This is a genomic window from Brachyspira alvinipulli ATCC 51933, from assembly GCF_000518245.1.
Taxonomy (GTDB): Bacteria; Spirochaetota; Brachyspiria; order Brachyspirales; family Brachyspiraceae; genus Brachyspira; species Brachyspira alvinipulli.
On sequence record NZ_KI912402.1, the window covers coordinates 140,056 to 154,896 of the forward strand.

General features: G+C 25.6%; 13 protein-coding genes and 2 pseudogenes. 5 read left to right on the forward strand and 10 right to left on the reverse strand.

Annotation, left to right across the window (positions count from 1 at the left end; genetic code table 11):
- Window positions 1–47 precede the first annotated feature (47 nt).
- From T324_RS0105455 to T324_RS0105485, 7 genes and pseudogenes are all read right to left on the reverse strand, one after another.
- Complete coding sequence (locus tag T324_RS0105455) at window positions 48–605, reverse strand: flavodoxin (RefSeq protein ID WP_028329306.1); 558 nt, start codon at window positions 603–605, stop codon at window positions 48–50.
- A gap of 116 nt (window positions 606–721) precedes the next feature.
- A complete protein-coding gene (locus tag T324_RS0105460) occupies window positions 722–1,558 on the reverse strand; it encodes a carboxymuconolactone decarboxylase family protein (RefSeq protein ID WP_028329307.1) in 837 nt (278 codons plus the stop codon).
- Between the two features lie 28 nt (window positions 1,559–1,586).
- The gene (locus T324_RS0105465) at window positions 1,587–2,810 is read right to left on the reverse strand and encodes an NAD(P)-dependent alcohol dehydrogenase (RefSeq protein WP_028329308.1); all 1,224 of its coding nucleotides are present in this window, start codon (window positions 2,808–2,810) and stop codon (window positions 1,587–1,589) included.
- 19 nt (window positions 2,811–2,829) lie between these two features.
- Window positions 2,830–3,675 carry an aldo/keto reductase gene (locus T324_RS0105470; protein ID WP_028329309.1) on the reverse strand — a complete coding sequence of 282 codons (846 nt, stop codon included), beginning with the start codon at window positions 3,673–3,675 and terminating at the stop codon, window positions 2,830–2,832.
- 27 nt (window positions 3,676–3,702) lie between these two features.
- Window positions 3,703–4,131 (reverse strand): annotated as a pseudogene (locus T324_RS16845) (cyclophilin-like fold protein).
- A 17-nt stretch (window positions 4,132–4,148) separates the two neighbouring features.
- A complete protein-coding gene (locus T324_RS0105480) occupies window positions 4,149–4,667 on the reverse strand; it encodes a (R)-mandelonitrile lyase (protein ID WP_028329310.1) in 519 nt (172 codons plus the stop codon).
- Between the two features lie 82 nt (window positions 4,668–4,749).
- Window positions 4,750–5,370, reverse strand: coding sequence for a flavodoxin (locus T324_RS0105485; RefSeq protein WP_028329311.1), 621 nt, complete (start codon window positions 5,368–5,370; stop codon window positions 4,750–4,752).
- Window positions 5,371–5,588: 218 nt separating this feature from the next.
- On the opposite strand from T324_RS0105485, the gene T324_RS0105490 reads away from it, so the two are divergent.
- The 3 genes from T324_RS0105490 to T324_RS0105500 all read left to right on the forward strand — a co-directional run bounded on the left by T324_RS0105490 (window position 5,589) and on the right by T324_RS0105500 (window position 8,376).
- A complete protein-coding gene (locus T324_RS0105490) occupies window positions 5,589–6,161 on the forward strand; it encodes a TetR/AcrR family transcriptional regulator (protein WP_028329312.1) in 573 nt (190 codons plus the stop codon).
- A gap of 258 nt (window positions 6,162–6,419) precedes the next feature.
- Complete coding sequence (locus T324_RS0105495; protein ID WP_028329313.1) at window positions 6,420–6,959, forward strand: flavodoxin family protein; 540 nt, start codon at window positions 6,420–6,422, stop codon at window positions 6,957–6,959.
- A 46-nt stretch (window positions 6,960–7,005) separates the two neighbouring features.
- The gene (locus T324_RS0105500) at window positions 7,006–8,376 is read left to right on the forward strand and encodes an MATE family efflux transporter (protein WP_028329314.1); all 1,371 of its coding nucleotides are present in this window, start codon (window positions 7,006–7,008) and stop codon (window positions 8,374–8,376) included.
- A gap of 757 nt (window positions 8,377–9,133) precedes the next feature.
- Here T324_RS0105500 and T324_RS0105505 read toward each other — a convergent pair.
- Window positions 9,134–9,484, reverse strand: coding sequence for a MerR family transcriptional regulator (locus tag T324_RS0105505; RefSeq protein ID WP_028329315.1), 351 nt, complete (start codon window positions 9,482–9,484; stop codon window positions 9,134–9,136).
- A gap of 157 nt (window positions 9,485–9,641) precedes the next feature.
- Here T324_RS0105505 and T324_RS0105510 point away from each other — a divergent pair, with 157 nt between their 5' ends.
- On the forward strand, window positions 9,642–10,535 hold the full coding sequence (locus T324_RS0105510) for a LysR family transcriptional regulator (RefSeq protein ID WP_028329316.1): 894 nt from the start codon (window positions 9,642–9,644) through the stop codon (window positions 10,533–10,535).
- 11 nt (window positions 10,536–10,546) lie between these two features.
- On the opposite strand, the pseudogene T324_RS16850 reads toward T324_RS0105510, so the two are convergent.
- Window positions 10,547–11,210, reverse strand: a pseudogene (locus T324_RS16850) (suppressor of fused domain protein).
- A 150-nt stretch (window positions 11,211–11,360) separates the two neighbouring features.
- On the opposite strand from T324_RS16850, the gene T324_RS0105520 reads away from it, so the two are divergent.
- A complete protein-coding gene (locus T324_RS0105520; RefSeq protein WP_028329317.1) occupies window positions 11,361–13,352 on the forward strand; it encodes a tetratricopeptide repeat protein in 1,992 nt (663 codons plus the stop codon).
- Here T324_RS0105520 and T324_RS0105525 read toward each other — a convergent pair.
- Window positions 13,342–14,739 (reverse strand): SMI1/KNR4 family protein, encoded by a 1,398-nt coding sequence (locus T324_RS0105525; RefSeq protein WP_028329318.1) that lies wholly within the window; start codon window positions 14,737–14,739, stop codon window positions 13,342–13,344. The two genes, T324_RS0105520 and T324_RS0105525, sit on opposite strands and share 11 nt — an antisense overlap.
- Window positions 14,740–14,841 lie beyond the last annotated feature (102 nt).

Below are 14,841 nucleotides of genomic sequence, written 5' to 3' on the forward strand. Positions count from 1 at the left end.
TTATCTGCCATTAATTAAAATAATTAATGGCAGATAATAATAAAATTTTATAATATGTTTATATTTTGAAGCCAGTTTTTTATACTATTTTCTGAACTATTAACGCTTCCTCCAGATATACTCAAACCTTCTAGTATAGTTGAATTAGGACATAATGAAGTTATATCAGTAACGCTTCTTCCCATTCTGCTTCCGCCATGAGTACATAAAGGAGCTATTTTTTTACCGCTGAAATCATGAGTTAATAATAATTGTTTTACTGCTTGTGGAATAGTACCCCACCAATTAGGGTAACATAATATTATAGTGTCATAGTTAGCTAAATTATTTATATTAGCACTCAATTTTGGTAAAAAATTATCATTTTGTTCTTTTCTTGCCTGATTTACAGTGTCATTATAAGAACTTGGATATGCTTCAACAGTTTTTACTTCAAATATATCTGCTTTAGTAAGATTTTTTATCATATTTGCAGCTGTTCTAGTATTTCCTCCCCAAGAGAAATATACTATTAATGTTTTAGAAGTTTGAGCATTTAAACCTCCGATTAATAATGTGCTTGAAATAAGTAATGACATTAATATTGTTTTTATGATTTTTTTCATTTTTGATCCTCCTATTTTATTATTCTTAAAGTTTTATTTTGAAAAATCTTGCATTTTTAATTTTCATTATATTTTTATTATGATAGAGTATAATTAATGTAAATTTTTAATCTTAATTATTTTAGATTGTTAATTATAGCTATAGCATTCAATGTTCTTGGATAACCTATGTAAGGTATGCATTGAGTTACAGCTTCTATTAACATATCTTTACTGTTTCCTATAGATATATTAGCACTTGCATGAGAAGTTGCCTGAGGCTCAGCTCCTCCTAAAGATACTATCATTATGAAAGTTAATAACTCTCTCTCTTTCATATTAAGTCCCTTTCTTGTATAAAAATCTCCAAAACAATTAGCTGATAAGAAATTTTGAATATGTTTTTGATTTGCTGGAGCATTATTATGAGCATCTAATATTCTTGTACCAAATGTATTAGTTTGTATTTCAAGTCCTTTATCGAATCTAGTTTCTTCTGTAACTGTTGATTGAGATTCTATAGGAAGTGAAATATTTTTTTCTTTAAACACTTCATTTGCTTTTTCTAATGCAGCAAATACTCTAGGAAATCCTACATAAGGTGAACATTGATATAATGCTTCTTTTATCTCTATAGGACTAACTCCAATATTTAAAGCTGTTTCTACATGAGGTTTTATCATGTCAGTACCTTGTGATGCAGTTAAAGAAACTAATACTACAAGTTCTCTTAATTTAGGTTCCAATGTTCCATGATTATAAACTTCTCCATATAAGAAATTATTAAATATGCTTTCTAAATCTGGATCATTAGGTTTAGTTAGGCTTGCATCTCTTTTGAGTAATTCGTTATATTTGTTTTTTGCTTTTTCTGTCATAGTTAAATTTCCTCCTTTACTTTGTGAATTTGCTATGCATGAAAATACTATAACTAAGATAGATAAAGATAAAATAGTTTTTAAAGTTTTTTTCATTTCTTAATAACCTCGCTTTTTTAGTTTTTTATTGATTATCTATAGTTTTCATATCTATTACATATCTGAATTTTACTTCACCGTTAATTACTTTATTGTATGCTTCTGTAATAGCCTGAGCATCAGCATTGATTATTTCAACATCTGGATATATGTTATTGGCTATAGAATAATCTAAAGCTTCTTGAGTTTCCTTCATTCCTCCTATTAAAGAACCAAATAATTTTCTGCTTCCATTTCCTAGTACTAAAGTCCCTACATTTACACTAGGCATATTTTCTATTGCAGGTATTCCTAAAATAGCCATTTCTCCGCCTCTTTTTAGCATATTCATATACATTGAAATATCATAGTTTGCCGGTATTGTACTTATTATATAATCTAATGTATTATTTAAATTTGTAAGTTCATTAGCATTATTAACATTTACATATTTAACAGCTCCCATTTTCAAAGCGTCTTCTCTTTTTTCTTCTGTGATATCAAATACAGTAACTTCTGCTCCTAAATTAACAGCATATTTTACAGCTAAATGTCCTAATCCTCCGAAACCTGCTATTCCAATTTTATCGCCTTTAGATACATTCATAACTTTTATAGGAGAATATGTTGTTACTCCGGCACATAATAATGGAGCAACTTTTTTAATATCTGCATTATCTGGTATTTTTACAGCAAATTTATCATATACTACTATATTATCAGAATATCCTCCTCTTGTTATTTCATTATCATGGAATCTATCTGGGTTATCATAAGTTCCTACAAAAGAGGTTAAACAATATTGCTCCTGATTGTTCAGACAATTTTCACATTCTCCGCAGGAATTAACCATACAGCCAACGCCTGCATAATCTCCTACTTTGAATTTAGTAACATTTTCTCCTACTTGAGTTACAATGCCTACTATTTCATGTCCTGGTACTATAGGATAATTTGGAGTTCCCCAATCACTTTTTGCTGAATGTATATCGCTATGGCATATTCCAGAGTATAATATATCTATTAATATATCGTTGCTTCCTACTGCATGCCTTGTAAACTCATAAGGTTCAAACACTCCATTTGCTGAAAATGCAGCAAAACCTTTTGATGGTATTCTGCCTTCATAATTATTTGTAACATATACTTTATTATTTTGAATGTTTGTGTTTGAAGTATTACTTTCTTGTGTATTATTACTTTGATTATTGCAAGACAATATTAATACAAAAGAAATGATTAAAATAAAATTTTTTATATATTTTTTCATTTAATAATCTCCTTAATTTTTAATATTTCAATTTTAATAATTGCTTTATAAAGTCAGCGTCATCATTAAGAAATATTATGTTTTTATTATTATCCAAAGTTTTTATGATATTCATGTCATTATCATCTAATGTGAAATCGAATATTTTAGAGTTTTCTATTATTCTTTCTTTGTTTACACTCTTTGGAATAATAGGTATATTTCTTTGAGTAAGCCACCTTAAAATAACTTGAGCTACAGTTTTATTATATTTTTTGCCTATACTTTTTAATATTTCATTATTAAAAATATTATTAGTACCTTCTGCTAAAGGTCCCCAAGATTCTAATGTTATATTATATTCTTTCATTAAATCTTGCTCTTCCCATCTTTGAAAAAATGGATGAGTTTCTATTTGATTAATTGCAGGTGTTATTTTACTATGTTCTGCAAAATCTATTAATCTATCTTTATAGAAGTTGCAGCAGCCTATGGCTCTTATATATCCAGCTTCATATAATTCTTCCATTGCCTTCCAAGCAGCATAATAATTACCAAAAGGCATATGAATCAAGTATAAATCTAAATAATCTAATCCTAATTTTTCCATAGATATTTGAAATGCTTTCTTTGCCTTATCATAGTCAGCATCCTGTATCCATAATTTAGTGGTAATAAACATTTCTTTTCTATTTATTCCGCTTTCTTTTATGGCATCTCCGACAGCTTTTTCATTTATATATATTGATGCTGTGTCTATATGTCTGTATCCTGCTTCAATGGCATAAAGACATGCTTTTTTGCATTCCTCATAATCTTCTACTCTGTATACTCCAAATCCTAGAATAGGCATTTCAACATTATTATTTAATTTTATAGTATTCATAATCTCTCCGAATCATTAAATAAAATATCAATTGACTTTTTCAATATGTATATCAAAATCTCCTTTCATATTTGAAAGTTTTGATATATCTGATGCATTTTCAAATTTTCCTAAATAAATTAAATTATTTGAATATCTGAAATTTTTATAAAATATAGCAATGTTTCCCCAAGGAGCATAATAAGTTATATCTCCTGCTTTAGGATTTATTCCATCTGGTTCATTTTATATATTTAGTTTTTTGTCTAAATAAAATATTTTTTCTGTGTTATTGAAATCTTCTGCTTTAACACTTAAAGGAAGTAATGATAAAAAATCATTTCCTGCTTTTGAATCTGTTATTACGGCATAGATTTCATTGCTGCAAAAAGTCAATTTTATTCTTGTGTTTTGAGCAAAAGCATTCATCGTAAATAATCCTGTAAATAGTATGAAAGTTATAATAATCTTTTTCATAAACTTTAAATCCTTTATTATTGATTTGTATAGCTGTAGTATTCTTCATCAGTAACATGTTCCATCCAAGTAACACTGTTTCCATTTGAATCTCCTGTTATAGCAATATGCTTCATAGGTGAATTAGGAGAAGCTCCATGCCAATGCTTTATATTAGCTGGACAATATAAAGTATCACCAGCTCTGAATTCTTGTACAGTCTTTCCTTCTTCTTGAGTAAGTCCTATTCCTTCAATAACTATTAAATGCTGTCCTGCTGGGTGGGTATGCCAAGCACTTCTTGCTCCTGGCTGAAATGTAACATAAGCTACAGAAAATTTTGAAGTTTCATTTGGAGAAGTGATATATTCTACTTCAACATCACCTGTAAAATAATCTGATGAGCCTTTTGATTTTTGTCCTTCTCCATTTTTCATTAAAATTGTATTTGTTGGTGCTGCAGTATATGCATATGTATTAGCAGTATTATTTGTGTTATTTGAATTGCATGATATTGCTGCAATCAAAACAAATAAAATTAATAAAATATTTTTCATTTTTTCTCCTTTTTTCGTTTATACTAACAAATTGTTTTTTGATTGTATCATTGGAGTTGACTCCAATGTCAATAGTTAATTATTATAATTTTAAATTTTTTAACCAATTTTCTATAATTTTTCTTGAATCAAGAATATCATTTCTTGATATTGTCAGACCATCTTCTATGATTTTGGCATTTGGTTCTAATTGCTTTATTTTTTCTATAGTTCCTGAAAATCTGCTTCCTCCATGAGTTGAAAAAGGTATAATTATTTTATTGGAAAAATCATACTCCTCAAAAAAACTGTACATAGCCATAGGAAGATCATAATACCATATAGGATAGCCTACAAAGACAATATCATACCCATTAAAATTATTTATTTTTTGGGATAGTTTAGGTAATTTTTTATTGGCGATTTCATTTTGTACAATTTCCAATAATTCCTGATGGGTATTTGGATATTTATTTTCTGTTTCTATTTTAAATAACTCTCCTTTTGTAAAATTTTTTATAGTTCCTGCAAAAAATTCAGTGTTTCCTATTATTCTGCTGTTATCATTTATTCTGCTTGCCCCTGTAACAGTATCTATTCCATCTCCTTCCGGAATTGAAAAGTAAGCTATCAATATTTTACCTTTGTTTTGAATATAACTTTCCTGAGCATTGCATGAGGCACATAGTATTATTATAAAAATTAGATATTTAATTTTTTTCATTTTATTTCTCCTTTTTTTACTTTTTATACTTGTTTTTTCTACTATAGTAGATTATTATATTAATGTATTTTATTACTCTCGTGTTTTTTATTCTTTTTTGTATATATTATACTTTTTAGTTGATTAAATCAACGGTTTTAAAATATGTTAAAGTTGTTTATTACACATATTGCATTTTTGTGTGGTATAAATACTGAAAAAAAGGAGATTTTTTTATTATGAATGGAGAAAAAAAAGAAGATTTAAGAGTTGTTAAAACAAAAGAAATCATAAAAAATACATTTAAAGATATGATTTCTGAAATGGATTATGAAGAAATTACTATAAAAGAGCTTACAAATAGGGCTAAAATTAACAGGAAAACTTTTTATTTACATTATAAAAGTTTGGATGATCTGCTTTTAGAGCTGCAAAACAGTATAGCAGATAATTTTATTGAGAAGCAAGTATCATATACAAAATTGGAAGATATGAAGTATTTGATTAGATTGTTTTTTGAAAGTGCGAGTAAGAATATACCTGTTTATGAGAAAATATTATGCAGCGGAAGTTATAGAAATATAAGCGATCAAATAAATAAAAAGATTATGACACATAGAAAAAAAACTAATAAAGGTGCTTTTTCTAATAATGATGCTTATGAAAATATTATATTTGCTTATTATGGTGCAAATTCAACAGTTATATATAGACAATGGGTTGCAGATGGTAAAAAATTGTCTTTAGATGAAGTAACAGATTTAGCTGTAAATTTAGTATGTTATGGATTGTCCAGTGTGATGAAAAAATAATTCTTAATCATTTTACATATAGTTACATTTTAGTTAACTTTAATTTAAATTGCTAGTTGTTATAAGTTGTATTAAAAAATATTTTCTGATGATATACCTTATTAACTTTTATTTTTTATTAGTATTTTATAATATTGATTTTATATAATTTTTTAACATTTTTAGAAAAAACTTTATAAAATCATTTGACATTGGAGTGTACTCTAATGCTATAATACACTCTCAAAATTAATAAAAATAAATGAGGTGTTATAAAAAATGAGTAAAAAAGTATTGATAATATCATCTAGCCCAAGAAGAGGGGGGAATTCTGATACATTATGTGATGAATTTTTAAAAGGTGCAAAGGAAGCAGGACATAATGCTGAAAAAATATTTTTAAAAGATAAGAAAATAGGTTATTGCGAAGACTGCGGAACTTGCTATAAAGATAATAAACCTTGTGTACAGAAAGATGATATGAAAGATATATTGGATAAAATGCTTGAAGCTGATGTAATAGTAATGGCTACGCCTGTATACTTCTATACAATGAATGCTCAGATGAAAACGTTTATAGACAGATGCGTTACTAAATATTTAGAAATTAAGAATAAAGATTTTTATTTTATTGCAACTGCTGCTACAGAAAATAAAGATGAAATGCTTAGAACTATTGACGGATTCAGAGGATTTTTAGATTGTTTGGAAGATGTGAGAGAGAAAGGTTTTATATTAGCGCATAGCGTTTGGAATAAAGGAGAAATTAATGATAAAGAATTTATGAAGGAAGCATACAATATGGGATTGAATATTTGATTATTTGATAAAAAAATAATCAAATTAAATTTTTGAGGATAGGAAAGTGAGCGATATAAGTTATTCGGATGTTAATAAAATAAAAACTAATTACATGTTTTCTAATAAATATCTTATGAAGTTATTTATTCCGCTTATTATAGAGGTGTTTTTAGAATATTTAGTTGGGCTTATAGATTCTATAATGGTTGCTAGTGTAGGGGAGTCTGCAGTATCTGCTGTATTTTTAGTAGATTTTGTAATAGCATTTCTTATAAGTATATTTGCTGCTATTGCTACAGGAGGTGCTGTTGCAAGCGGTCAGCATATAGGTGCTAAAAATATAGAAAAAGCAGATGACTCTATTAATCAGCTTATAAGATTTTTATTATTGTTTTCTTTAGTGATAACATTAATTATATATTTATTTAAAGATGCTATATTTGGAGCATTATTTGGAAGCATTACAGATGAAGTTAGAAATGAAGCAAATATTTATATGCTTATAGTTGCAGCTTCAATACCGTTTTTAGCTGTTTATAATGGCGGAGCTTCAATGTTTAGAACTATAGGAAATTCAAAAATATCAATGAAGATTATGATATCTATGAATATATTAAATGTTGTAGGAAACGCTATTTTAATTTATATATTTAAAATGGGTATAGCAGGAGCAGCAATATCTACATTAGTAAGCAGAATAGGTTCGGCTTTAATAATTATAATTTTGGGACTTAATAAAAAAAATCTTATATATATCAAAAATAAAATAATGTATAAGATGGATTTAAACACAATAAAAAGAATATTATCAGTAGGTATTCCTTATGGTATAGAAAATGGAATGTTTTATTTGGGAAGATTATTGATACTTAGTTTAGTATCCACATTTGGAACTGCATCAATAGCGGCAAATTCTGTTTCTACTATTATAGCTAGTTTTGAAGTTTTACCTGGTATGGCTATAGGTTTGGGACTTACTACAATTATATCTCAATGTGTAGGTGCTAGTGATTATAATCAAACTAAATATTATACAAAAAAAATTATAACTATTATTTATGTATCTCAAACTATAACAAGTATTATAATATTGTCTGTTTTGCCTATAATACTTAACATTTATAATTTATCAGCGGAAGCAACATCATACACTTATAAACTGTCTTGGTATCATGCTATTATGATGATTATATGGCCTTTGGGATATTCTCTTCCTGTGGTATTCAGAGCTTCAGGAGATGCAAAATTTCCTATGGTAGTAGCATCGGCATCAATGGTATTATGCAGGATAGTATTGGCTTATGTATTTGCCTTATATTTTCAAATGGGTATGGTTGGTACTTGGATAGCTATGTTTGTTGATTGGATAGTAAAGGCTATAATATTTACATTTAGATATTTAAGCGGTAAATGGATAAAGTTTCAATATAGTTAATAATAGTTAATAAATGATAAAAAAATAAAATTGGTATGACTTAGTAAAATTTTTAATAACATACCAATTTTTCTATTATTAATTAAAGCTAAAACAATAGACTTGTTTCAAAACTATTTTTATGATATTTAAATAATTTCAATATAGTTTATAGTGGTATTTGCTCAAGATATGTTGAGTACGAAGTACACATTGGGTGTAGGTAACCAAACTTCTAAACATATAGAGTTAAAATACCTGCGTTTTTGCGAAGCTGCCGACGAAGTCCACCTGCGGTGGCGGCAGCAACTTTGACGAAGTCTGCAGAGCGTGTGTGACAAAAAAGTTGATAACATATATATACAGATATTAGCAAAGTATATTTGTTTCACTATATACTAAAAATTTTTAATTTTGTCAAAATTTAGATTTTTAATTTTATTGTTTGTGGTGGCTTTGCCCCCACACCCCTAGTTCTTTTGCGACCGAAGGAAGTACCTTTAGGTATGACCAAAAGAACCAAAAAGACTGCATTTTTAACCTAAATTTTAGGTATTACCACACATTTAATACTTATTGTAATAATATAAGGTTGTAGCTCTTGCACTTTTTGCAACTTTTTGCAGCGGGAAAAAGTTGAGTAAAAAACTTATTATATATTTGAAAACTTAAAAATTTTCAGTATAAAATAAAAAAATAAAATTGGTATGCCTTAATAATTTTAAGAACATACCAATTTATTTTTTGTTAAAAATATAAATATTATATTTTGATTGTTTTAATTGAAAAAATCTTTTTCCTCTAATTTTTTATTTAATTTTTCTAATTTTATTTTTATCTCATTAAAATGCTTATGCATTAAATCTCTTTCATTTATTAGTATTGATTTTCTTTCGTTTATGGTATTTTTTCCTTTTTTTGAAAGTTTAATATACTTTATTATGGAGTCTATTGATATGCCTAAATCACGCATTGACTTTGAGAATTCTATGCATTTTAAATTATATTCATTGTAGTTTCTTATTCCGCTTTTGCTTCTGCCTATTTCAGGTATTACACCTATTTTTTCATAATATCTTAAAGTGTCTTTTGATAAACCTGTTAATTCGCTTACTTCTGCTATAGTCATAATGTCCTCCCTTATATTATTTCTTGTTTTATGAGGTAATTTTAAGTTATTATTAAAATATATCAAATACTTATATATTATAATTAGTTATAATATATAAGTATTGCTAAATATTGATATTTATGATACTATACAAAAAAATAAAATAGGTATTTCAATGGATATAAAATCTCTAAAATATTTTTTAACTTCTGCAAGAGAAGGAAGCATTACAAAAGCAGCAAATTCTCTAAACCTTACACAGCCTAATCTTTCAAGACAAATAAATAATTTAGAAAAAGAAATCGGTAAAAAATTATTCATAAGAAGCAATTATAGTATAAAGCTAACTTCAGACGGTATTTTGCTTAAAAAAAGAGCAGAAGAAATTATTGATATGGTAGAAAAAACAAGAAAAGAATTTCAATCATCAGAAGATATTATAGCTGGAGATATTTATATAGGGAGTGCAGAAACTTATTATATTAAATTAATTGCTGATATAATAAAAGAGCTTAGAGAGTTTTATCCTAAAATAATATATCATATTCATAGCGGAGCATATTCAGAAATAACAGAAAAACTTGATAAAGGGCTTGTGGATTTTGGAATTTTAATAGGGAATATTGATTCATCTAAATATGATTATATAGATATTCCTTATAAAGAAGTTTATGGTTTATTAATGAGAAAAGATTCGCATTTGTCTAAAAATAAATTTATAGAAAAAAATGATTTGTTTGATATACCTATAATATGCCCTAAAATATTTTTTAATAATAAAATTCAAACTTCCAAATTTAATGAATGGATAGAAAATGATTTTGATAAATTAAATATTATATTAACTTACAATTTAATTTATAATGCTGCTTTAATGGTTGAAAAAGGTATAGGATATGCTTTAACTATAGATAAATTAATTAATACAACAAATATAAACGATTTACGCTTTATACAATTAAATCCAAAATTAGAAATAGAATTGAGGGTGGTTTGGAAAAAAAATCAAGTATTTTCAGAGGCTTCAAAGATATTTTTTAATAAGCTGTATGAAAAATTTCCAAGTTAATTAATTTAACATTATAATAATGAATCTCTGCTATAATCTGTTATATCTGTTCCTATTTTTTGAGCCAATTCTTTTACTGTGATTTTTTTATCATATATGGCATTAAGTTCTGCATCTGTTGCCCCTAAAAGCTCAACAAAAATAACTTTTCCATTTGGAGTATTTATTTCCCCCTGCTTTATCTGGTATAGTGATAAATCCTGTTATTTTAGATTTCTGTTCAGCATCTATTCCTTCTTTTTGTTTAGTCCATATATATTCATAAGGATTAAAAACTGCACCGCTTTCAAATACATATCTTGCTAATTGCTGTAAAAATCCTACCGCTGTTTTTATTTCATTATCTGCTGCATCATCATCTTTAGTATTATTAGTTTGTTTTTCATTCATTTTTAATTTAAAAGTAAGCTCAAAACCAAATCCGATATACTCTTTATTCTCTGATTCTTTTTCATAAAGTTCGCTGAATCCGTAAGTAACAAAATGATAGTATCCGTTTCCTCTGTAAACACTTATTCCGTCAAGAGGGGCTTTTCCTCCAAGTACATAACTTATTATAGGTCTGTAATGTAGAGGTTCTTTTTGTTCAGGATATATTTTCTCAAAAGTTTCTGTTATAGCATCAAAACTGGAAGTATTTATTTCTTCATTATTATTTAAATCTTCATTACTCATTTTTAGTCTCCAAATTATTATGTTAATTCCTGTAAATTAGTATAACAGAAAGAATTTATATATCAATAATATTTTTTTATTATTTTTTTACTTGAAAAATTATAAAAATATTTTAATATGAGAATTGTAAATTTTTATTCAGGTAAATAAATGATAAAAGAAGAAATACTTCAATTATTTGAATTAGGAAAAAGAGCTTTTCAAGAAAAAAGATATGAAGAAGCTATTTTTAACTTAGAAAAGATAATTGATATTTATAATAAAGATTTAGTTTTTTATTCTGATGATGAATTTATTATTTATAGTGATGATAATGATAATGATGATGATACAAATGCTGAAGATATTGATAATATGCATAATATTTTGATAAGTGCTTATTATAATATAGGTGCTTCTAAATGCAATTTAAAAGAGTATGAAGAGTCTATAAAATATTTTGATAAAACTTTAGAACTTAATGATGAATATTCTGATGCATACTATAGCAGAGGTATTTCTAAATATAGATTAGAATTATATGAAGAAGCAATAAAAGATTTTAGCAAAGTTTTAGAATTAAATCCTAATTTTAAAAACGCCTATTATATTAGAGCTTTATCTTATGCTAAAATAAATAAACATAAAGAAGCTATTGATGATTTTAATACATTATTAATAGAATATGATGAAATTGATTATATATATTATTATTATAGAGCTTTATCTAAATTTCATTTAAATTTATTTGAAGAAGCTATAAAAGATTTTACTATTGCTGCAGACAATTTATCTAATGAGAGTTATATATATTATGATAGGGCTTTAACTTATTCTAGCTTGAATATGTTTGAAAATGCTATTGATGATTATAGTAAAGTTATAGAGCTTAATAAAAATGATATTGACGCTTATTATAACAGAGCTTTATCATATTGCAAAATAGAAGAATATAATAAAGCTATAAAAGATTATGATAAAGTTATAGAATTAAATCCTGATGATAAAGAAGCTGTTTATAATAGAGCTTTATGCAAACAGAATTTAGATTTGTTTGGGGAAGCTATAGAAGATTTTAATTCCATTATTGATTCAGATAATGAATTTGTTTATTATAATTTAGGTGTTTGTTATTTAGAATTGGAAAGATATGAAGAAGCTATTAATTATTTTGATATATTTATAAAACTTAATCCTTATTATACTGATGCATATTATTATAGAGGAAATGCTAAATCTGATTTAGAACTTTATGAAGAAGCTATTGAAGATTATAATAAAACTTTAGAATTAGATAATGATTATATAGAGGCTTATTATGAAATAGCTATAGCAAAGATTAATTTGAATTTATATGATGAGGCAATGAAAGATTTTGATAAAGCTCTATATAATGCAAAGTCAGATTCTGATAAGGCTTATTTATATAATTTGAAAGGCACTTTAAATGAAAGATCACAAAACTATGATGAAGCTATAAAAAATTATACTAAGGCGATAAAATTTGGATATGAATGTTATTATGAAAGAGCTATTTCCAAATATAATGCAGGGTTAATAAAAGAATCTATTGATGATTATGAAAAGGCTATAGAATTAGAAGCGGATAATTATAAAATATATTATGATAAAGGGATTGCTGAACTCGATTTATTTTTGTATGAAGAGGCTGTAAAAGATTTTGATAAGTCTATAGAATTAAATCCTAATTATGATGAAGCATATTATAATAGGGGGGTTGCTAACGGTGTATTGAACAATTATGAAGAAGCTTCTAAAGATTATGAAATGACTATCAAATTAAATAATAAACATGATTATGCTTTTAATAATTTGGGAAGCTGTTATGTAAAATTAAAAGAATACGATAAGGCATTAGAAAATTTTTATAAAGCATTAGAAATAAATTCTGAACTTGCCCTTCCTCCTAATAATATAGGAGAAGTGAAATCAAGATTGGCTTTAAAAGAGAAAAACAATATAGAAGTTTATAATAAATTAAATACTGAAGCATTAGAATATTTTAATAAATCATACAAAATGGCTTTAAAAAATAATGATGAATACGAAATAAATGCAATTATAGATAATATGAAAGAATTAGCAGCTGAAAATATAGAGCCTGCAATAGAGTTTTTAAAAAATCATAATATTAATAATTAAATATTCTTTTTGAAGTGTTATTTATAAAGTGAATTATAGATTTATCTTCTGGTTCATTGATTTTATAATATTCTAATAATTTTTGATATTCTCTTTTTATTGTGTTAATAATTTCTTTTTTATAGTTTTTATTATTTTTTAAAATATTTTCTAAATATGCAATTGTATTTCTTATTTGATGAGTATCTTTATTTGAACAGCTTTCTACAAATTCATTTATATAAATATTGAATATATTATCATTTTCTAAAGTATTTAAAGATAAAATATATAATATGGTAGAGTTTCTATTGTTAATAAATATATCAAATTCTTTAAAATCTATTAAATCATTTTTATAGAGATATAAAGCCATATCAATAAGAAGTCTGTAATTATTTGTTTTATTTTCTTCATTAGTTAATTTTTTATAATATTCCAACGCTGATTTTATTTCATCTGTCCAATCAAAAATTTCTTTTTTAAAATTACCTACATACAAATTGGTGTCAGCATGAACTTTTAAATATAACACTTTAACATAAGAATCTATAATATCTTTGTTTTGAAATGCATCTTTTATATGTTTTTCTATCTTTTTATAATTGTGATTATCTAATAAATAAACAAGTTTTAATTTATAATTTTCATCTTTTTCTAAATTGTATAAATTATATAGTTCATTTAAATATTTTTCTTCCAATGATTTGTATTTATGCATTGTTGTTATGATACTTTGTTTATTTATAATATTATCTTCTTTTTTATTATTATTTAATATATCATAATAGTATTTAATTAAATCATCAATTTCAAATTTTAATCTTATTCCAAAAGAACCCATATTATAATCAAGAGATGTTTCCAAAGCCCAATTCTCATAATAGTCAACAAAATTATTATAACAAGTGATAAAAGGCTCTTCATAGAACTCATCATCATAATAAACAACTTTTCCTCTATTTTTTCCTGTTACTATTAAACCTATAGAAGAAGAACAACCTAAAGTTCCAAACCTTAATATTCCATAATATTCGAAATCTGTATTTTCTATATCATTAGCATTTCCTTCATTTACCTTTTTTGAATATTCTATCATCAAATCCATTCTGTTATCGTATTTCAAATAATCAAAATACATATCTTCAAATTTATCCATACTATAGCCATGACAAGCACCTCCGTTTCCGACTTCCGTTATAAACCAAAAATAATCTTCAGGAAGTTTGAATTGATATTTATTTTCTAATTCTATAACTTTATTTTTATTTATAGGAGGATTTAATTTGTATTTATGACTTTCTGATGCAAATTGTTTGAAGTTTTTATCTGTTTCTTTGCATTTATTTAGGAGATTTAAAATATTTTGTTTACGTTCATTGTTGAGTTCTTTATTTGTATTGATCATTCATTAATTATACATTTTGAATACATAAAGTCAAATTATAAAATTAATCTGTTTGACTTTATCATATATTTTGTTATAATAAAGTCAACTGTACCGCAGGGC

Coding starts and splice junctions, on each gene's coding strand:
- T324_RS0105455 (WP_028329306.1), bottom strand. CDS start 605: ATGAAAAAAATCATAAAAACAATATTAATGTCATTACTTATTTCAAGC.
- T324_RS0105495 (WP_028329313.1), top strand. CDS start 6,420: ATGAGTAAAAAAGTATTGATAATATCATCTAGCCCAAGAAGAGGGGGG.
- T324_RS0105470 (WP_028329309.1), bottom strand. CDS start 3,675: ATGAATACTATAAAATTAAATAATAATGTTGAAATGCCTATTCTAGGA.
- T324_RS0105460 (WP_028329307.1), bottom strand. CDS start 1,558: ATGAAAAAAACTTTAAAAACTATTTTATCTTTATCTATCTTAGTTATA.
- T324_RS0105520 (WP_028329317.1), top strand. CDS start 11,361: ATGATAAAAGAAGAAATACTTCAATTATTTGAATTAGGAAAAAGAGCT.
- T324_RS0105480 (WP_028329310.1), bottom strand. CDS start 4,667: ATGAAAAATATTTTATTAATTTTATTTGTTTTGATTGCAGCAATATCA.
- T324_RS0105525 (WP_028329318.1), bottom strand. CDS start 14,739: ATGATCAATACAAATAAAGAACTCAACAATGAACGTAAACAAAATATT.
- T324_RS0105505 (WP_028329315.1), bottom strand. CDS start 9,484: ATGACTATAGCAGAAGTAAGCGAATTAACAGGTTTATCAAAAGACACT.
- T324_RS0105510 (WP_028329316.1), top strand. CDS start 9,642: ATGGATATAAAATCTCTAAAATATTTTTTAACTTCTGCAAGAGAAGGA.
- T324_RS0105465 (WP_028329308.1), bottom strand. CDS start 2,810: ATGAAAAAATATATAAAAAATTTTATTTTAATCATTTCTTTTGTATTA.
- T324_RS0105485 (WP_028329311.1), bottom strand. CDS start 5,370: ATGAAAAAAATTAAATATCTAATTTTTATAATAATACTATGTGCCTCA.
- T324_RS0105490 (WP_028329312.1), top strand. CDS start 5,589: ATGAATGGAGAAAAAAAAGAAGATTTAAGAGTTGTTAAAACAAAAGAA.